At 64.5% G+C, this 17,494-nt stretch carries 22 protein-coding genes; 1 reads left to right on the top strand and 21 read right to left on the bottom strand.

Annotated elements, in window-relative coordinates; translation table 11 throughout:
• Position 1: 1 nt before the first annotated feature.
• From rpsN to rpsL, 20 genes are all read right to left on the bottom strand, one after another.
• A complete protein-coding gene (gene rpsN / locus N4G63_RS03125; RefSeq protein ID WP_260788818.1) occupies positions 2-307 on the bottom strand; it encodes a 30S ribosomal protein S14 in 306 nt (101 codons plus the stop codon).
• Positions 308-315: 8 nt separating this feature from the next.
• A complete protein-coding gene (gene rplE, locus N4G63_RS03120; protein ID WP_260788819.1) occupies positions 316-855 on the bottom strand; it encodes a 50S ribosomal protein L5 in 540 nt (179 codons plus the stop codon).
• A gap of 11 nt (positions 856-866) precedes the next feature.
• Positions 867-1,184, bottom strand: a complete 318-nt coding sequence (gene rplX, locus N4G63_RS03115) for a 50S ribosomal protein L24 (RefSeq protein WP_260788820.1) — start codon at positions 1,182-1,184, stop codon at positions 867-869.
• A gap of 26 nt (positions 1,185-1,210) precedes the next feature.
• Entirely contained in the window at positions 1,211-1,579 is a 369-nt protein-coding gene (rplN, locus tag N4G63_RS03110; RefSeq protein ID WP_260788821.1) for a 50S ribosomal protein L14, read from the bottom strand.
• A gap of 214 nt (positions 1,580-1,793) precedes the next feature.
• Positions 1,794-2,309: a peroxiredoxin gene (locus N4G63_RS03105; RefSeq protein WP_314599334.1), complete on the bottom strand. Its 516-nt coding sequence runs from the start codon at positions 2,307-2,309 to the stop codon at positions 1,794-1,796.
• Positions 2,310-2,429: 120 nt separating this feature from the next.
• A complete protein-coding gene (gene rpsQ / locus N4G63_RS03100; protein ID WP_260788823.1) occupies positions 2,430-2,708 on the bottom strand; it encodes a 30S ribosomal protein S17 in 279 nt (92 codons plus the stop codon).
• On the bottom strand, positions 2,705-2,908 hold the full coding sequence (gene rpmC / locus N4G63_RS03095) for a 50S ribosomal protein L29 (protein ID WP_260788824.1): 204 nt from the start codon (positions 2,906-2,908) through the stop codon (positions 2,705-2,707). The genes rpsQ and rpmC overlap by 4 nt, the downstream gene beginning before the upstream one ends.
• A gap of 14 nt (positions 2,909-2,922) precedes the next feature.
• On the bottom strand, positions 2,923-3,339 hold the full coding sequence (gene rplP, locus N4G63_RS03090) for a 50S ribosomal protein L16 (protein WP_260788825.1): 417 nt from the start codon (positions 3,337-3,339) through the stop codon (positions 2,923-2,925).
• A gap of 12 nt (positions 3,340-3,351) precedes the next feature.
• Positions 3,352-4,194, bottom strand: coding sequence for a 30S ribosomal protein S3 (rpsC, locus tag N4G63_RS03085; protein WP_260788826.1), 843 nt, complete (start codon positions 4,192-4,194; stop codon positions 3,352-3,354).
• A gap of 17 nt (positions 4,195-4,211) precedes the next feature.
• Positions 4,212-4,541: a 50S ribosomal protein L22 gene (gene rplV, locus N4G63_RS03080; RefSeq protein WP_314599333.1), complete on the bottom strand. Its 330-nt coding sequence runs from the start codon at positions 4,539-4,541 to the stop codon at positions 4,212-4,214.
• Between the two features lie 12 nt (positions 4,542-4,553).
• Positions 4,554-4,829, bottom strand: a complete 276-nt coding sequence (gene rpsS / locus N4G63_RS03075) for a 30S ribosomal protein S19 (RefSeq protein WP_314599332.1) — start codon at positions 4,827-4,829, stop codon at positions 4,554-4,556.
• A 12-nt stretch (positions 4,830-4,841) separates the two neighbouring features.
• Positions 4,842-5,666 (bottom strand): 50S ribosomal protein L2, encoded by an 825-nt coding sequence (gene rplB, locus N4G63_RS03070; RefSeq protein ID WP_260788829.1) that lies wholly within the window; start codon positions 5,664-5,666, stop codon positions 4,842-4,844.
• A gap of 3 nt (positions 5,667-5,669) precedes the next feature.
• Positions 5,670-5,984: a 50S ribosomal protein L23 gene (gene rplW, locus N4G63_RS03065; RefSeq protein WP_260788830.1), complete on the bottom strand. Its 315-nt coding sequence runs from the start codon at positions 5,982-5,984 to the stop codon at positions 5,670-5,672.
• The gene (rplD, locus tag N4G63_RS03060; protein WP_260788831.1) at positions 5,981-6,601 is read right to left on the bottom strand and encodes a 50S ribosomal protein L4; all 621 of its coding nucleotides are present in this window, start codon (positions 6,599-6,601) and stop codon (positions 5,981-5,983) included. The genes rplW and rplD overlap by 4 nt, the downstream gene beginning before the upstream one ends.
• Positions 6,601-7,278 (bottom strand): 50S ribosomal protein L3, encoded by a 678-nt coding sequence (rplC, locus tag N4G63_RS03055; protein WP_260788832.1) that lies wholly within the window; start codon positions 7,276-7,278, stop codon positions 6,601-6,603. The genes rplD and rplC overlap by 1 nt, the downstream gene beginning before the upstream one ends.
• 244 nt (positions 7,279-7,522) lie before the next feature.
• Positions 7,523-7,834: a 30S ribosomal protein S10 gene (gene rpsJ / locus N4G63_RS03050; RefSeq protein ID WP_260788833.1), complete on the bottom strand. Its 312-nt coding sequence runs from the start codon at positions 7,832-7,834 to the stop codon at positions 7,523-7,525.
• Between the two features lie 9 nt (positions 7,835-7,843).
• Positions 7,844-9,034, bottom strand: coding sequence for an elongation factor Tu (gene tuf / locus N4G63_RS03045; protein ID WP_260788834.1), 1,191 nt, complete (start codon positions 9,032-9,034; stop codon positions 7,844-7,846).
• Positions 9,035-9,154: 120 nt separating this feature from the next.
• Positions 9,155-11,257, bottom strand: a complete 2,103-nt coding sequence (gene fusA / locus N4G63_RS03040) for an elongation factor G (protein ID WP_260788835.1) — start codon at positions 11,255-11,257, stop codon at positions 9,155-9,157.
• Between the two features lie 76 nt (positions 11,258-11,333).
• The gene (gene rpsG / locus N4G63_RS03035) at positions 11,334-11,804 is read right to left on the bottom strand and encodes a 30S ribosomal protein S7 (RefSeq protein WP_260788836.1); all 471 of its coding nucleotides are present in this window, start codon (positions 11,802-11,804) and stop codon (positions 11,334-11,336) included.
• Between the two features lie 200 nt (positions 11,805-12,004).
• Complete coding sequence (gene rpsL, locus N4G63_RS03030; protein WP_089416226.1) at positions 12,005-12,379, bottom strand: 30S ribosomal protein S12; 375 nt, start codon at positions 12,377-12,379, stop codon at positions 12,005-12,007.
• Between the two features lie 315 nt (positions 12,380-12,694).
• On the opposite strand from rpsL, the gene N4G63_RS03025 reads away from it, so the two are divergent.
• Positions 12,695-13,150, top strand: a complete 456-nt coding sequence (locus N4G63_RS03025) for a PIN domain-containing protein (RefSeq protein WP_260788837.1) — start codon at positions 12,695-12,697, stop codon at positions 13,148-13,150.
• A 91-nt stretch (positions 13,151-13,241) separates the two neighbouring features.
• Here N4G63_RS03025 and rpoC read toward each other — a convergent pair whose 3' ends face one another.
• Positions 13,242-17,477: a DNA-directed RNA polymerase subunit beta' gene (gene rpoC, locus N4G63_RS03020; protein ID WP_314599331.1), complete on the bottom strand. Its 4,236-nt coding sequence runs from the start codon at positions 17,475-17,477 to the stop codon at positions 13,242-13,244.
• Between the last annotated feature and the right edge of the window lie 17 nt (positions 17,478-17,494).

The following is a 17,494-nucleotide window of genomic DNA, read 5'->3' as shown; positions in this document are numbered from 1 at the left end:
CTTACCAGCTGGCCTTGGTCACGCCCGGGATGTCGCCCTTGAAGGCGAGCTCACGGATCTTCATGCGGCCCAGACCGAAGGTGCGGAACACGCCATTCGGACGACCGGTCAGTTCGCAGCGGTTGCGCAAACGGGTCGGGTTGGCGTTGCGCGGCAGCTTCTGCAGCTCCAGACGCGCCAGGTAACGCTCTTCGTCCGAACGCTTGCTGTCGCCAATGACGGCCTTCAGCTCGGCGTACTTCTTCGCGTACTTGGCAACCAGCTTCTCGCGCTTCTCTTCACGCTGCTTGAGGGAAAGTTTGGCCACAAAGCACCTCAGTTCTTGAACGGGAAGCGGAAGGCAGCCAGCAGCGCCTTGCACTCGTCGTCGGTCTTGGCCGTGGTGGTGAAGCTGATGTTCAGGCCACGCAGCGCGTCGATCTTGTCGTACTCGATCTCGGGAAAGATGATCTGTTCTTTGACGCCAACGTTGTAGTTGCCGCGACCATCGAACGAGCGACCCGAGATGCCGCGGAAGTCACGCACGCGCGGCAGCGCGATGGTGACGAAGCGGTCGAGGAATTCGAACATGCGCACACCGCGCAGCGTGACCATGCAGCCGATGGGCAGGTTCTCGCGGATCTTGAAGCCTGCGATGGCCTTGCGGCTCTTGGTCACCACCGGCTTCTGGCCGGAGATCTTGGTCAGATCACCCACAGCGTGATCCATGACCTTCTTGTCGGCGACCGCCTCGCTCACACCCATGTTGAGCGTGATCTTGGTCAGGCGCGGCACTTCCATCACCGACGTGTAGCCGAACTTCGCCATCAGGTCGGGAACGACCTTCTCGCGGTAAAACTGTTGCAGACGAGCCATGAGGAACCTCGTTACGCCTTGATCTCTTCGCCGCTGGACTTGAAGACGCGAACCTTCTTGCCATCGGCCAGCAACTTCACGCCAACCCGGTCACCCTTGCCGGTGGCCGGATTGAAGATCGCGACGTTGGATTGGTGGATCGGCATGGTCTTGTCGATCACGCCACCCGTGGTGCCCTTCATGGGGTTGGGCTTGACGTGCTTCTTCACCACGTTGATGCCCTCAACGAGGATCTTTTCCTCGTCGACGCGCAGCGTCACCGTGCCGCGCTTGCCCTTGTCGCGACCGGTGGTCACGATGACCTGGTCGCCCTTGCGAATCTTGTTCATGGCTACAGTCCTTTGACCTGCGCTCGTTACAGCACTTCAGGCGCCAGCGACACGATCTTCATGAAGCGCTCGCTGCGCAGTTCACGCGTGACCGGGCCGAAGATGCGGGTGCCGATCGGCTCGAGCTTGGCGTTGAGCAGCACGGCGGCATTGCCGTCGAACTTCACCAGCGAGCCGTCCTGGCGGCGCACGCCCTTGGCAGTGCGAACCACCACAGCGCTGTAGACCTCGCCCTTTTTGACGCGGCCACGCGGAGCGGCTTCTTTGATCGACACCTTGATGATGTCGCCGATTCCGGCATAACGGCGCTTGGAACCACCGAGCACCTTGATGCACATGACGGACTTCGCGCCCGTGTTGTCAGCGACGTCGAGTCGCGATTGCATTTGGATCATGTGTGTCCCCAACTTGATCCGCATGCGCAAGGGCAACAACGCCCCTGGCAGCAAATCAGTCTTGGGCCCGTCATCGCCTGCAGAGGATCTGCAGGCTTTGTTTGGGCGGATCCGCTGAAGCCACACTGCGCGAACGCGCATATGCCTTCAGCGGCGAAGCTGCGGATTATGGCTGCATTCGACGCGACGCGTCAAGCAGCCCCTCCGATATTTTTCAGGCGGCGCGTTGTTGCGCCTGACCCAGCAGGGTGGCTGCGTCGGACACCTCGAACTTGCCCGGTCCTTCGACGTTGAGCGCCACAACCACGCCATCGACCACCAGCATCGAGTAGCGATTGCTGCGCAGGCCCATGCCGCGAGCGGCCAGGTCCAGCGTCAGGCCGGTGGCACGGGCGAAGTCGCCACTGCCGTCGGCCATCATTCGCAGCTTGCCGGTGCTGCCTTGCGCGCGGCCCCAGGCGCCCATCACGAAGGCATCGTTGACGCTGACGCACCAGATCTCGTCGACGCCGGCGGCGCGCAGCGCCTCGGCCTGTTCCACATAACCCGGCACATGCTTGGCCGAGCAGGTGGGCGTGAAGGCACCCGGCAGTGCGAACAGCGCAATCGTCTTGCCCGCCGTGGCCTTCTCGATGTCGAACGGATTCGGCCCGATGGCGCAACCCTCGCCCTCGACCTCGATGAATTCGTACAGGGTGCCGCCAGGCAGGCGGTCGCCGATTTGGATCATGGCTTTGTCTCCTGAAGTGGAAAGGCCGTCGCAGAAATGGCGACGGCCGGGGCACCAGTATCCCAGTGTCCCGGCCGTCGTGGCCTGTGGCAGCGGCCGTGGCCCCTGCCAGCGTCCGGTTTAGATCAGACCGGCCTTTTGCACCAGACGGGTCACCGTCCAGTTCTTGGTCTTGCTGAGCGGACGGCTCTCGGCGATCTCGACGGTGTCACCCATCTTGTATTCGCCGTTTTCGTCGTGCGCGTGGTACTTGCGCGACTGGCCGACGATCTTGCCGTACAGCTCGTGCTTGACACGGCTTTCGACCAGAACGGTAACCGTCTTGGCGCGCTTGTCGCTGACAACGCGACCCACCAGCGTACGCGTGTTCTTCTCGCGTTGGACTTGGGCTTCGCTCACTTGGCGGCTCCCTTCTTCTTCTCGGCCAGGATGGTCTTGGCACGAGCGATGTCACGGCGGGTCTTGCCCAGCTGCGACGTGTTGTTCAGCTGCTGCGTGCCTTTTTGCATGCGCAGGCCGAAGTGGGCCCTCAGGAGATCGGTGACCTCCTTTTCGAGGCCCGCGATGTCCTTGGCGCGGAGATCGGATGCTTTGGTCATGTTGGTCTCCGTGATCACGTGCCGACGTGGCGCGCGACGAAGGTGCAGCGCAGCGGCAGCTTGGCAGCGGCCAGCGTGAACGCCTCGCGGGCCAGCGCCTCGGGCACGCCGTTGAGCTCGTAGAGCACCTTGCCCGGAACGATCTCGGCCACGTAGTACTCGGGGTTGCCCTTGCCGTTGCCCATACGAACTTCGGCCGGCTTTTGCGAGATCGGCTTGTCGGGGAAGATGCGGATGAAGATCCGACCGCCGCGCTTGATGTGACGCGAGATCGCGCGGCGAGCCGCCTCGATCTGACGCGCCGTCAAGCGGCCGCGCTCGGTGGCCTTCAGGCCGAACTCGCCGAACGACACATTGGCGCCGCGGGTGGCGACACCCGTGTTGCGGCCCTTCTGTTCCTTGCGGAATTTGCGACGTGCTGGTTGCAGCATGTTGTGAACTCCTTAGGCTGCGCCGGTGCCGGGCGTGACCTTGCGGACACGCTTGGCAGCGGGTTGGCCTGCGCCGCCGGCGTCGGCCGGACGGGCGTCGGCGGTCGGCGCACGGTCGGTGCGCGGGCCACGGCGGTCGGCACCCGGCGCACCAGGGCGCGGGCCACGGCGCGGGCGACGATCTTCTTCAGGCGTCTGCGGCTGGTTGGCGCCCGGCGCGTCACCGCGGCCGAGGTTGTCACCGCGGTACACCCACACCTTGACGCCGATGACGCCATAGGTGGTCTTGGCCTCGGAGAAGCCGTAGTCGATGTCGGCGCGCAGCGTGTGCAGCGGCACGCGACCTTCGCGGTACCACTCGGTGCGGGCGATCTCGATGCCGTTCAGACGACCGGCGCTCATGATCTTGATGCCCTGCGCACCCAGGCGCATCGCGTTCTGCATCGCACGCTTCATGGCGCGGCGGAACATGATGCGCTTCTCGAGCTGCTGGGTGATCGAGTCGGCGATCAGCTGCGCATCGATTTCCGGCTTGCGGATTTCTTCGATGTTCACGGCCACCGGCACGCCCAGACGCTTGGTCAGTTCGGCCTTCAGGTTCTCGATGTCCTCGCCCTTCTTGCCGATCACCACACCCGGACGCGCCGAGAAGATGGTGATGCGCGCGTTCTTGGCGGGGCGCTCGATGAGGATGCGCGAGACGGCGGCGTTCTTCAGCTTCTTCTTGAGGAACTCACGCACGTCGAGGTCTTCGGCCAGCATGCCCGCAAAGTTGCGGTTCGATGCGTACCAGCGCGAAGCCCAGGCACGGGTCACCGCCAGGCGGAAGCCGGTCGGATGGATCTTCTGTCCCATGTTTTTCCCTCAGCCTTTCAGTTGCCGACCGTCACAAAGATGTGACAGGTGGGCTTGCTGATGCGGTTGCCGCGGCCTTTGGCCCGGGCCGCAAAACGCTTGAGCGTGGCGCCTTGCTCGACGTAGATCGACTTGACGGTCAGTTCGTCGATGTCGGCCCCGTCGTTGTGCTCGGCGTTGGCGATGGCCGACTCGAGCGCCTTGCGCACGATGCCGGCGGCCTTCTTCTGCGTGAAGGTCAGGATGTTGAGAGCCTGGTCCACCTTCTTGCCACGAATCAGGTCAGCCACGAGGCGGCCCTTGTCCACCGAAAGGCGGACGCCGCGGACGATTGCTTTCGTTTCCATCGTCGTGCCCCTTTACTTCTTGGCTTTCTTGTCCGCCGGGTGACCCTTGAACGTGCGGGTCAGGGCGAACTCGCCGAGCTTGTGGCCAACCATCTGGTCGGTCACATACACGGGCACGTGCTGCTTGCCGTTGTGGACGGCGATCGTCAGGCCGATGAAATCGGGCAGGATCGTCGAGCGGCGCGACCAGGTCTTGATCGGCTTCTTGTCCTTGTTGGCGGCGGCCTTTTCGGCCTTGGCCATCAAGTGGTGGTCCACGAACGGACCCTTCTTGAGCGAACGAGTCATGTTCTGTGCCCCTTACTTCTTGCGACGCGAGACGATCATGCCTTGCGTGCGCTTGTTGTTACGGGTGCGATAGCCCTTGGTCAGCGTGTTCCACGGCGACACCTGGGCACGACCCTCGCCGGTACGGCCTTCGCCACCACCGTGCGGGTGATCCACCGGGTTCATCGCGACGCCGCGCACGGTCGGGCGAATGCCCTTCCAGCGGATGGCACCGGCCTTGCCGTACTGGCGCAGGTTGTGTTCCTCGTTCGACACTTCGCCGATCGTGGCGCGGCAATCGATGTGGATCTTGCGCACTTCACCCGAACGCAGGCGAACCTGCGCGTAGATGCCTTCGCGGGCCATCAGCGTGACCGAGGTGCCGGCCGAGCGCGCGATCTGCGCACCCTTGCCAGGCAGCATCTCCACGCAGTGGATCGTGGAACCCACCGGGATGTTGCGGATCGGCAGCGTGTTGCCCGCCTTGATCGGGGCCTCGGCACCGCTCAGCAGCGTGGCGCCCACTTCGAGACCGCGCGGGGCGATCACGTAGCGGCGCTCGCCGTCGGCGTAGCACACCAGCGCGATGTGCGCCGTGCGGTTCGGGTCGTACTCGATGCGCTCAACCTTGGCCGGAATACCGTCCTTGTTGCGCTTGAAGTCGACCACACGGTAGTGGTGCTTGTGGCCACCACCCTTGTGACGCACCGTGATGTGACCGTTGTTGTTGCGGCCAGAGTTCTGCTTCTGCGGCTCGAGCAGCGAAGCCTCGGGCGCGCCCTTGTGCAGGTGCTTGTGCACCACCTTGACCACGGCACGGCGGCCGGGCGAAGTGGGCTTGACTTTGACGACGGCCATGACTTACGCAGCCTCCCCGGAGAAGTTGAGCTCCTGGCCCTGCTTCAGCGACACATACGCCTTCTTGGCGTGGTCGCGGCGGCCGATGCGGCCCCCGAAGCGCTTGACCTTGCCCTTCTGATTGGCAACGCGGACAGCCTCGACCTCGACCTTGAACAGCAGCTCGACGGCGGCCTTGATCTCGGGCTTGGTGGCGTCACGCATCACCTTGAAGAGCACCTGGTTGTGCTTCTCGGCAACGTTCGTGGCCTTCTCGGACACGATCGGTGCAATCAGCACCTGGGCCAGACGGCCCTCGGTGTACTTGGGAGCGGTCATGCGAACATCTCCTTGAGCTGCTCGATCGCGGCCTTGGTCACCAGCACCTTCTTGTAGAAGACCAGCGACAGCGGATCGGCGTAGCGCGGCTCAACCACCAGCACATTGGCCAGGTTGCGCGAGGCCAGCGCGAGGTTGTCGTCGATGGTGTCGGCAATGACCAGCACCGAGTCCAGACCCATGGCCTTGAACTTGGCGGCCAGCAGCTTGGTCTTGGGCGCCTCGATCGAGATCGAGTCCACCACCGCCAGGCGACCGTCACGGGCCAGCTGCGACAGGATCGACGCCATGCCGGCGCGATACATCTTCTTGTTCAGCTTCTGCGAGAAGTTCTCGTCAGGCTTGTTCGGGAAGATGCGACCGCCCCCGCGCCACAGCGGCGACGAGGTCATACCGGCGCGAGCGCGGCCGGTGCCCTTCTGGCGGAAAGGCTTCTTGGTCGAGTGATGAACCTCGGCGCGCGTGAGTTGCGAGCGCGTGCCTTGGCGGGCATTGGCCTGATAGGCCACGACCACCTGGTGCACCAGCGCTTCGTTGTAGTCACGGGCGAACACGGTATCGGGAGCGTCCACCTTGGCGGTGGCCTGGCCCTGTTCGTTCAGGAGCTCGAGTTGCATCACTGGGCTCCCTTCTGCTTGGCCTTGATCGCGGGACGCACGGTGACGAAACCGGTCTTCGCACCCGGAACAGCGCCACGCACCAGCAGCAGCTGGCGGGCCTCATCGACACGCACGATGTCGAGGTTCTGGGTGGTGACAGTCACGTCGCCGCGGTGGCCGGACATCTTCTTGCCCGGGAACACGCGGCCCGGATCCTGCGCCATCGAGATCGAACCCGGCACGTTGTGCGAACGGCTGTTGCCGTGCGACGCGCGCTGCGAGCCGAAGTTGTGGCGCTTGATGGTGCCCGTGAAGCCCTTGCCGATCGACGTGCCCTGCACGTCGACCTTCTGGCCCACGGCAAACAGCGTCACCGGCACCGTGGCACCAGCGGCGTACTGGCCGACCACGTCGGCCGGCACACGGAATTCTTGGAGGATCTCACCGGCTTCCACACCCGCCTTGGCGAGGTGGCCGGCTTGCGGCTTGGTCACGCGCGATGCCTTGCGCGAACCAAACGTCACCTGGACGGCGTTGTAGCCGTCCGTGGCTTCGGTCTTGACCTGGGCGATGCGGTTGTTCGACACGTCGAGCACCGTCACGGGGATGGTGTCGCCATCGTCCGTGAAGATGCGCATCATGCCGACCTTGCGGCCCAGCAAACCGAGGCGATAGCCTGCTGCGGCTGTCGTCATGGCTCTTCTCCAGCCTCCAACGATTGGGAGGCCTTTGTTACGTACACCCGACATCGATTGGCCGGGGCGGTGTTTGCGTGGCCTTCTTGAGGCGCACACCAGGCAGAAGGTTCTGCCCGACATTCACCCCAGGAAGCACGCATGCGCCAAGCCCACGAAAGGCCTGGCGCGAAAAGTCTGCGATTCTAGCCTGCTTGCGGAGAAACCCGCAAGCAGGCGGCCGTTCGCACGGCCTGGCGCTCGATTACTGCAGCTTGATCTCGACGTCCACGCCGGCCGGCAGGTCGAGCTTCATCAGCGCGTCCACGGTCTTGTCGGTGGGGTCGACGATATCCATCAGGCGCTGATGGGTGCGGATCTCGAACTGGTCGCGGCTGGTCTTGTTGACGTGCGGCGAACGCAGGATGTCGAAACGCTGCATGCGCGTGGGCAGGGGCACGGGGCCCTTGACGATGGCACCGGTGCGCTTGGCGGTCTCGACGATCTCGAGGGCCGACTGGTCGATCAGCTTGTAATCGAAGGCCTTCAGGCGGATGCGGATCTTTTGCTTGGACATGTCCGCTCCTTACTCGATGATCTTGGCGACGACGCCGGCGCCGACGGTGCGGCCGCCTTCACGGATGGCGAAGCGCAGGCCTTCTTCCATCGCGATCGGGGCGATCAGCTTGACCGTGATGCTCACGTTGTCGCCGGGCATCACCATTTCCTTGTCCTTCGGCAGCTCCACCGCGCCGGTCACGTCCGTCGTGCGGAAGTAGAACTGGGGACGGTAGTTGTTGAAGAACGGGGTGTGGCGGCCGCCCTCTTCCTTGCTGAGCACGTAGATCTCGGCGGTGAAGTGGGTGTGCGGCTTGACCGAACCCGGCTTGCACAGCACCTGGCCGCGCTCGACGTCTTCACGCTTGGTGCCGCGCAGCAGGATGCCCACGTTGTCGCCAGCCTGGCCCTGATCGAGCAGCTTGCGGAACATTTCCACGCCGGTGCAGGTGGTCTTGACCGTGGCACGGATGCCCACGATCTCGATTTCTTCGCCGACCTTGACGATGCCGCGCTCGACGCGACCGGTCACCACCGTGCCGCGGCCCGAGATCGAGAACACGTCTTCCACCGGCATCAGGAAGGCACCGTCCACGGCGCGCTCGGGCGTCGGGATGTAGCTGTCGAGTGCGTCGGCCAGACGGAAGATCGCCTGCTCGCCCAGATCACCGGTGTCGCCTTCGATGGCCAGCTTGGCCGAGCCCTTGACGATCGGGGTGTCGTCGCCCGGGAAGTCGTACTTGCTGAGCAGCTCGCGCACTTCCATTTCGACCAGCTCGAGCAGCTCGGCGTCGTCGACCATGTCGCACTTGTTCAGGAAGACGATGATGTAGGGCACGCCCACCTGACGCGCCAGCAGGATGTGCTCGCGGGTCTGGGGCATCGGGCCGTCAGCGGCCGAGCACACCAGGATCGCGCCGTCCATCTGCGCCGCACCCGTGATCATGTTCTTCACGTAGTCGGCGTGGCCCGGGCAGTCCACGTGCGCGTAGTGGCGGTTGGCCGTCTCGTACTCGACGTGCGCGGTGTTGATCGTGATGCCGCGCGCCTTCTCTTCGGGCGCTGCGTCGATCTGGTCGTAGGCCTTGGCCTCGCCGCCGAACTTCTTGGCCAGAATCGTCGTGATCGCCGCCGTCAGCGTCGTCTTGCCGTGGTCAACGTGACCAATCGTGCCCACGTTCACGTGCGGCTTGGTACGTTCGAACTTGCCTTTTGCCATTTCAATCTCCGTCTCGAAAGAGCGTTTCCCGTGGAGGTTTTAGGTCTCCAGCGATGGGGCTGCCACGGGCAGCAGCCCCGGCCCGGGCTGCTGCCCGGGTGCCAAAGACCGAAGAGGTGTTTACTTGGCGCGCGCGGTGATGATCGCGTCGGCCACGTTCTTGGGCGCTTCGGAGTAGTGCTTGAACTCCATCGTGTACGTGGCACGACCTTGCGTGGCCGAACGCAGCGAGGTCGAGTAGCCGAACATTTCCGACAGCGGCACTTCGGCCTTGATGACCTTGCCACCGCCGACCATGTCGTCCATGCCCTGCACCATGCCGCGGCGGCTGGACAGGTCGCCCATCACCGTGCCGGCGTAGTCTTCGGGCGTCTCAACTTCCACGGCCATCATCGGCTCGAGGATCACCGGGCTGGCCTTGCGGCAGCCGTCCTTGAAGCCGATCGACGCGGCCATCTTGAACGCGTTTTCGTTCGAGTCCACATCGTGGTACGAACCGAAGGTCAGCGTGACCTTCACGTCCACCACCGGGAAGCCGGCCAGCACGCCGTTCGGCAGCGTGTCGATCAGGCCCTTCTCGACCGCGGGGATGAACTCGCGCGGCACCACGCCGCCCTTGATGGCGTCGACGAAGAGGAAGCCCTTGCCCGGCTCTTGCGGCTCGACGGTCAGCACGACGTGGCCGTACTGGCCCTTGCCGCCCGACTGGCGCACGAACTTGCCTTCGACGTCGGTGACCGCCTTGCGGATGGTTTCGCGGTAGGCCACCTGCGGCTTGCCGACGTTGGCCTCGACACCGAACTCGCGCTTCATGCGGTCGACGATGATTTCCAGGTGCAGCTCGCCCATGCCGGAAATGATGGTCTGACCCGACTCTTCGTCGGTGCGCACGCGGAACGAGGGGTCTTCTGCAGCCAGACGACCCAGCGCGATGCCCATCTTCTCCTGGTCGGCCTTGGTCTTGGGCTCGACAGCCTGCGAGATCACCGGCTCGGGGAAGATCATCTTTTCCAGCGTGATCACGTGGTCGGGATCGCACAGGGTTTCGCCCGTGGTCACTTCCTTCAGGCCCACGCAGGCGGCGATGTCGCCGGCCAGAATTTCCTTGATTTCTTCACGCTGGTTGGCGTGCATCTGCAGAATCCGGCCGATGCGCTCCTTCTTGCCCTTGATCGGGTTGAAGACGGTCGAGCCCGACTGCAGCACGCCCGAGTACACGCGCACGAAGGTCAGCTGGCCGACGAACGGGTCGGTCATCAGCTTGAACGCCAGCGCGGCGAACTTCTCGTCGTCCGCCGCACGGCGGGTGACGGGCTGCTCGTCCTCGTCGGTGCCGGGCACCGGGGGGATGTCGATCGGCGAGGGCATGAAGTCGATCACGCCGTCCAGCATGCGCTGCACGCCCTTGTTCTTGAACGCGGTGCCGCAGAACATCGGCTGGATCTCGGCCGCGATGGTGCGGGTGCGGATCGCCGTCTTGATCTCGTCCTCGGTCAGGTCGCCCGACTCGAGGTACTTGTTCATCAGCTCTTCGTTGGCCTCGGCCGCAGCCTCGACCATCTTCTCGCGCCATTCCTGGGCCAGCTCGACCAGATCCGCCGGGATCTCTTCGTAGGTGAACTTCATGCCCTGCGAGGCCTCATCCCAGAAGATGGCCTTCATCTTGAGCAGGTCGACCACGCCCTTGAAGTTTTCTTCGGCGCCGATCGGAATCACGATGGGCACGGGGTTGGCCTTCAGGCGCGTCTTCATCTGGTCAACGACCTTGAAGAAGTTGGCGCCGGTGCGGTCCATCTTGTTGACGAAGGCCAGACGCGGCACGTGGTACTTGTTGGCCTGGCGCCAGACGGTTTCCGACTGGGGCTGCACACCACCCACTGCGCAATAGACCATGCAGGCGCCGTCGAGCACGCGCATCGAACGCTCCACCTCGATGGTGAAGTCGACGTGCCCGGGGGTGTCGATGATGTTGATGCGGTGCTCGGGCAGCGACAGATCCATGCCCTTCCAGAAACAGGTGGTGGCAGCCGAGGTGATCGTGATGCCGCGTTCCTGCTCCTGCTCCATCCAGTCCATCGTGGCCGCACCGTCGTGCACTTCACCGATCTTGTGGTTCACACCGGTGTAGTACAGGATGCGTTCGGTGGTGGTGGTTTTGCCAGCATCGATGTGCGCACTGATACCGATGTTGCGGTAGCGCTCGATGGGGGTCTTGCGGGCCATGATGGATCTCCAAATGCAGGGGCCGCCCTCGGGTCAGTGATAACCCGCAGGGGCGGCCGAAGGGCTGGTACGGGGCTTAGAAGCGGAAGTGCGAGAACGCCTTGTTGGCTTCGGCCATGCGGTGAACTTCGTCGCGCTTCTTCATCGCGCCGCCACGGCCTTCGCTGGCTTCCAGCAGCTCGTTGGCAAGGCGTGCAGCCATCGACTTCTCGCCGCGCTTGCGGGCCGATTCCTTGAGCCAGCGCATGGCCAGGGCCATCCGGCGGACAGGACGAACTTCCACGGGAACTTGGTAGTTCGCACCACCCACACGGCGGGACTTCACCTCGACCATGGGCTTCACGTTGTTCAGCGCAACCATGAACACCTCGAGCGGGTCTTTGGCGGCCTTCTTCTCGACCTGGTCGAGGGCGCCATAGATGATGCGCTCAGCCACGGCCTTCTTGCCGGACTCCATGATGACGTTCATGAACTTGGACAGGTCCACCGAACCGAATTTCGGGTCAGGGAGGATCTCGCGCTTCGGTACTTCGCGACGACGTGGCATTTCACTCTTCCTTTGTCAGCTTCAGCTGGCAGGGCCATCAAGGCTCACCGCCTGGGAGGTCACGCAACGAACCCCCTCGCTTACTCGGCCATCCGCACGTTGGCGAATGCGCCGCAAAAACCATGAGCCGGCAGCATGGCAGCCGGTCATGACCACCGCTTGACGAACCCGGCGTCAGCGCCAGGGCCCGCAGCGGCCATTTACTTCTTCGGACGCTTCGCGCCGTACTTCGAGCGCGACTGCTTGCGATCCTTGACGCCCTGCAGGTCGAGCGAGCCGCGCACGATGTGGTAGCGCACGCCCGGCAGGTCCTTCACACGGCCGCCGCGCACGAGCACAACACTGTGCTCTTGCAGGTTGTGGCCTTCACCGCCGATGTAGCTGATGACCTCGAAGCCGTTGGTCAGACGCACCTTGGCGACCTTCCGCAGCGCCGAGTTCGGCTTCTTGGGGGTGGTGGTGTACACGCGGGTGCACACGCCGCGGCGCTGCGGGCAGTTCTGCATCGCAGGCGACTTGCTCTTGGTGACCTCGACCTCACGGCCGTGGCGCACGAGCTGGTTGATGGTTGGCATAGGTAACTTGTTCCCGTTTGAAGTCACGCACATTTCGGCCACCGGAAAGCCACAGCGGCTTCCGAAAATCCGAGCGAAAAGCGCGAACGGCGCCGAACCCCGCCAGACTGCCGAATGACCGACATCTGGTTGCGGAGTTCGACGCCTGTCTTGACGTCTGCCCGGAGTCACCCGTCGATGCGGATGACGTAACTGCCGAAAAGCCCGCGATTATATTCAGCGCCTGGTTTTTCCACAAGGTCACTGATGTCTCGGCCCACCCACGCCATGGATGCACCGGCCCACAGGGCCCCCCAGCCGACCGCGGACCACGCCGTGGCGGCGCCGGCAGAGTGCGCCGTGATCGACACCAACGTGGTGCTGGACTGGCTGGTGTTCGGTGATGTCGGCGTGCAGCCGCTGGTGCGCGCGCTGGCTGCCGGGCAGCTGCGCTGGGTGGCCACCCAGGCCATGGTCGACGAACTGGCGCACGTGCTGGGCCGACCGTTTGACGCGCGCTGGACGCTTGACCCTGACCGCGTCCTGGCCACGGTGCACCAGCATGTGAGCCTGGTGCCCGCGGCCGCTGTCCCCGGGCCGCCATTGATCTGCCGCGACCCTGACGACCAGAAGTTCATCGATCTGGCCCTGGCCTGGCCGGCCCGCTGGCTGTTCAGCCGCGACCGCGCGCTGCTGCACCTGGCGCGGCGCGCGCTGCCGCGCGGCGTGACCGTGCTGGCCCCCGCTCGCTGGCAGGCGAGCGGCGGCGCAACACCCTCGGCCGCGGCCTGAAACGACAAAGGGGCGACCTCGCGGCCGCCCCTTGGGGGGTGTGGTCGACATCGGTGCGGGCCAGCCGTCGCCGGCCGCGCACCGCGGACGATCAGTCGCCCGCGCGGTCCTCGCCGCCAGCGGCCGGTGCCGCGGCATCCACCGCCGCCATCTGCACGGCGGCCAGTTCTTCGGCCTCCTGCATGGCGATGGCGCGACGCTCGGTGTCGTCGAGCTCTTCCTTGACCTTGCGGGCCTGGTGGTAGGCCATGCCGGTGCCTGCAGGGATCAGGCGGCCGACGATGACGTTTTCCTTCAGACCGCGCAGCTCGTCGCGCTTGCCCATGATGGCCGCCTCGGTGAGCACCCGGGTGGTTTCCTGGAACGAAGCGGCCGAGATGAACGAGTCGGTCGACAGCGAGGCCTTGGTGATACCCAGCAGCACGTCGGCGTAGGTGGCGGGCATCTTCTCCTCGCCACGCAGCCGGTCGTTGGTGTCGAACAGCTCCGAGCGCTCGACCTGCTCGCCGACGATGTAGTGGCTGTCGCCGCTGTTGGTGATCTGCACGCGACGCAGCATCTGGCGAACGATCACCTCGATGTGCTTGTCGTTGATCTTCACACCCTGCAGTCGGTACACGTCCTGCACTTCGTCGACGATGTAGCGCGCCAGTTCCTCGACGCCCAGCAGACGCAGGATGTCCTGCGGATCGGCTGCGCCGTCGACGATCAGTTCGCCCTTGTTCACCACCTGGCCTTCGTGCACCAGGATGTTCTTTTCCTTGGGCACCAGGATCTCTTCGACCTTGCCGTCCGGATCGGTGATCTGCAGGCGAACCTTGCCCTTGGTCTCCTTGCCGAACGACACGGTGCCGGTGATCTCGGCCAGGGTGCCGGCGTCCTTGGGCGAACGGGCCTCGAACAGCTCGGCCACCCGCGGCAGACCGCCGGTGATGTCGCGCGTCTTCTGGCCTTCGACCGGAATACGTGCCAGCACCTCGCCCGGCGCCAGGTCCTGGCCGTCGCGGATCTGGACCAGCGAGCCGACCGGGAAGCCGATGGTCACCGAGTGGTCGGTGCCGGGGATCTTGACCTCGTGGCCTTGAGTGTCGAGCAGCTTGACCTGCGGACGGATGACCTTGGCCGCGCCGCGGCGCTTGGGGTCGATCACCACCAGGGTCGACAGGCCGGTGACCTCGTCGACCTGCTTGGCGACGGTGACACCTTCCTCGACGTTCTCGAAGCGCGCCTTGCCGGCGAACTCGGTGATGATCGGGCGGGTCAGCGGATCCCAGTTGGCGAGCACCAGGCCGGCCTTGATGGTCTGGTCGGCCTTGATGTTCAGCGTGGCGCCGTACGGCACCTTGTGGCGCTCGCGCTCGCGGCCGTGCTGGTCGGAGATGATGATCTCGCCCGAACGCGAAATGACCACCAGCTCGCCCTTGCCGTTGGTGACGTAGCGCATCGTCGGGTTGAACCCGATGATGCCGTCGCTCTTGGCTTCGACACTCGAGGCGATGGCTGCACGCGACGCCGCACCACCGATGTGGAACGTGCGCATGGTCAGCTGCGTGCCGGGTTCGCCGATCGACTGCGCGGCGATCACGCCCACGGCCTCACCGATGTTCACCAGGCCGCCGCGGCCCAGGTCGCGGCCATAGCAGCGAGCGCAGATGCCGAAACGGGTGGCGCAGGTCAGCGGCGTGCGGACCTTGACTTCGTCGACACCGGCGGCCTCGAGGATGTCGAGCGCGTCTTCGTCCAGCATGGTGCCGGCGGTCATCAGCAGCTCTTGGGTCTCGGGGTGCAGCACCTCGACCGCGGCGACGCGGCCCAGGATGCGGTCACGCAGCGATTCGATGACTTCACCGCCCTCGACCAGCGCGCGCGTCGCAAAGCCGTTCTCGGTGCCGCAATCGCTCTCGGTGACCACCAGATCCTGGGTCACGTCGACCAGACGGCGGGTCAGGTAGCCCGAGTTCGCGGTCTTCAGCGCCGTGTCCGCCAGGCCCTTTCGGGCGCCGTGGGTGGAGATGAAGTACTGCAGAACGTTCAGGCCTTCGCGGAAGTTGGCCGTGATGGGCGTCTCGATGATCGAGCCGTCCGGCTTGGCCATCAGGCCCCGCATGCCCGCCAGCTGGCGGATCTGCGCGGCGCTGCCGCGGGCACCGGAGTCGGCCATCATGTAGATGGAGTTGAACGACTCCTGGTCCACTTCCTTGCCGTGGCGGTCGATGACCTTCTGCTTGGACAGCTGGGTCATCATGACCTTGCCGACCTCGTCACCGGTCTTGCCCCAGATGTCGACCACCTTGTTGTAGCGCTCGCCGGCCGTGACCAGGCCCGAGACGTACTGCTGCTCGATCTCCTTGACTTCCTTCTCGGCGCGGGCGATCAGGTCGTGCTTCTGCGGCGGCACCAGCATGTCGTCGATGGCGATCGAGATGCCGGCGCGCGTGGCCAGACGGAAACCGCTTTGCAGCAGCTTGTCGGCCAGCACCACGGTTTCCTTCAGGCCGCACTTGCGGAAGCTGGTGTTGATCAGGCGCGAGATTTCCTTCTTCTTGAGCGCCTTGTTGATGTTGGCGAAGGGCAGGCCCTTGGGCAGGATCTCGCTGAGCAGCGCACGACCGACGGTGGTGTCGACCAGCTTGGTCTCGGGCTGGAACTCGCCGTTTTCGTCGCGGCTCCACTCGACCATGCGCACGCTGATCTTGGCGGTGATCTCGACCACGCCGACGTCGAGCGCGCGCTGCAGCTCCTTCATGTCGGAGAAGATCATGCCTTCGCCGCGGCCGTTGGTGCGCTCGCGGGTGGCGTAGTACAGACCCAGCACCACGTCCTGCGAGGGCACGATCGACGGCTCGCCCGAGGCCGGGAACAGCACGTTGTTGGTCGCCAGCATCAGCACGCGGGCTTCCATCTGCGCCTCGATGGACAGCGGCACGTGAACGGCCATCTGGTCACCGTCGAAGTCGGCGTTGAAGGCCGAGCACACCAGCGGGTGCAGCTGGATGGCCTTGCCTTCGATCAGCACCGGCTCGAAAGCCTGGATGCCCAGGCGGTGCAGGGTGGGAGCGCGGTTCAGCAGAACCGGGTGCTCCTTGATGACTTCTTCAAGGATGTCCCACACCACCGGCGTGCCGGACTCGACTTCCTTCTTGGCCGCCTTGATCGTCGTCGCGATGCCCATGGCTTCGAGGCGCGAGAAGATGAAGGGCTTGAACAGCTCCAGCGCCATCAGCTTGGGCAGACCGCACTGATGCAGCTTGAGCGTCGGGCCCACGGTGATCACCGAACGGCCCGAGTAGTCGACGCGCTTGCCCAGCAAGTTCTGGCGGAAGCGGCCGCCCTTGCCCTTGATCATGTCGGCCAGCGACTTGAGCGCGCGCTTGTTGGCGCCGGTCATGGCCTTGCCGCGGCGGCCGTTGTCGAGCAGCGAGTCCACCGCCTCCTGCAGCATGCGCTTTTCGTTGCGCACGATGATCTCGGGCGCCTTCAGCTCCAGCAGCCGCGCCAGGCGGTTGTTGCGGTTGATGACGCGGCGGTACAGGTCGTTCAGATCGCTCGTGGCGAAGCGGCCACCGTCCAGCGGCACCAGCGGGCGCAGGTCGGGCGGCAGCACCGGCAGGACGTTCATCACCATCCACTCGGGCTTCATGCCGCTCTTCTTGAAGGCCTCCATCACCTTCAGGCGCTTGGAGTTCTTCTTGACCTTGAGCTCAGAGCCGGTCATGTCGTTGCGCAGGCGATCGATCTCGACGTCGAGATCCATGTCGGCCAGCAGCTTCTGCACGCCCTCGGCACCCATCAGGGCGACGAACTCCTCACCGAACTCGGCACGCTTCGCGTCGTAGTCCTCCTCGGTCATGATGGAGAACTTCTTCAGCGGGGTCATGCCGGGGTCGACCACGACATAAGCTTCGAAGTACAGCACGCGCTCGATGTCGCGCAGCGTCATGTCGAGCACCAGGCCCAGACGCGACGGCAGCGACTTCAAGAACCAGATGTGCGCGCAGGGCGCGGCCAGGTCGATGTGGCCCATGCGCTCGCGGCGCACCTTGGTCTGGGTGACCTCGACGCCGCACTTCTCGCAGATCACGCCACGGTGCTTCAGGCGCTTGTACTTGCCGCACAGGCACTCGTAGTCCTTGATCGGGCCAAAGATCTTGGCGCAGAACAAGCCGTCACGCTCAGGCTTGAACGTACGGTAGTTGATGGTCTCCGGCTTCTTCACCTCGCCAAACGACCACGACCGAATCTTCTCCGGCGACGCGATGCCGATACGGATCGCGTCGAAGTGCTCGTCGGGGGTGAATTGCTTGAACAGGTCCAGCAAACCCTTCATGTGATTTCTCCTGTGTT

The organism is Aquabacterium sp. OR-4, assembly GCF_025290835.2.
GTDB lineage: Bacteria > Pseudomonadota > Gammaproteobacteria > Burkholderiales > Burkholderiaceae_C > Pseudaquabacterium.
The sequence above is the reverse complement of the archived record's forward strand: the minus strand, read 5'-3'. Positions and strand labels throughout refer to the sequence as shown.

Coding starts and splice junctions, on each gene's coding strand:
- rplE (WP_260788819.1), bottom strand. CDS start 855: ATGGCTCGTCTGCAACAGTTTTACCGCGAGAAGGTCGTTCCCGACCTG.
- rplX (WP_260788820.1), bottom strand. CDS start 1,184: ATGAACAAGATTCGCAAGGGCGACCAGGTCATCGTGACCACCGGTCGC.
- rplN (WP_260788821.1), bottom strand. CDS start 1,579: ATGATCCAAATGCAATCGCGACTCGACGTCGCTGACAACACGGGCGCG.
- N4G63_RS03105 (WP_314599334.1), bottom strand. CDS start 2,309: ATGATCCAAATCGGCGACCGCCTGCCTGGCGGCACCCTGTACGAATTC.
- rpmC (WP_260788824.1), bottom strand. CDS start 2,908: ATGACCAAAGCATCCGATCTCCGCGCCAAGGACATCGCGGGCCTCGAA.
- rplP (WP_260788825.1), bottom strand. CDS start 3,339: ATGCTGCAACCAGCACGTCGCAAATTCCGCAAGGAACAGAAGGGCCGC.
- rpsC (WP_260788826.1), bottom strand. CDS start 4,194: ATGGGACAGAAGATCCATCCGACCGGCTTCCGCCTGGCGGTGACCCGT.
- rplV (WP_314599333.1), bottom strand. CDS start 4,541: ATGGAAACGAAAGCAATCGTCCGCGGCGTCCGCCTTTCGGTGGACAAG.
- rpsS (WP_314599332.1), bottom strand. CDS start 4,829: ATGACTCGTTCGCTCAAGAAGGGTCCGTTCGTGGACCACCACTTGATG.
- rplB (WP_260788829.1), bottom strand. CDS start 5,666: ATGGCCGTCGTCAAAGTCAAGCCCACTTCGCCCGGCCGCCGTGCCGTG.
- rplW (WP_260788830.1), bottom strand. CDS start 5,984: ATGACCGCTCCCAAGTACACCGAGGGCCGTCTGGCCCAGGTGCTGATT.
- rplD (WP_260788831.1), bottom strand. CDS start 6,601: ATGCAACTCGAGCTCCTGAACGAACAGGGCCAGGCCACCGCCAAGGTG.
- rplC (WP_260788832.1), bottom strand. CDS start 7,278: ATGACGACAGCCGCAGCAGGCTATCGCCTCGGTTTGCTGGGCCGCAAG.
- rpsJ (WP_260788833.1), bottom strand. CDS start 7,834: ATGTCCAAGCAAAAGATCCGCATCCGCCTGAAGGCCTTCGATTACAAG.
- tuf (WP_260788834.1), bottom strand. CDS start 9,034: ATGGCAAAAGGCAAGTTCGAACGTACCAAGCCGCACGTGAACGTGGGC.
- fusA (WP_260788835.1), bottom strand. CDS start 11,257: ATGGCCCGCAAGACCCCCATCGAGCGCTACCGCAACATCGGTATCAGT.
- rpsG (WP_260788836.1), bottom strand. CDS start 11,804: ATGCCACGTCGTCGCGAAGTACCGAAGCGCGAGATCCTCCCTGACCCG.
- rpsL (WP_089416226.1), bottom strand. CDS start 12,379: ATGCCAACCATCAACCAGCTCGTGCGCCACGGCCGTGAGGTCGAGGTC.
- rpoC (WP_314599331.1), bottom strand. CDS start 17,477: ATGAAGGGTTTGCTGGACCTGTTCAAGCAATTCACCCCCGACGAGCAC.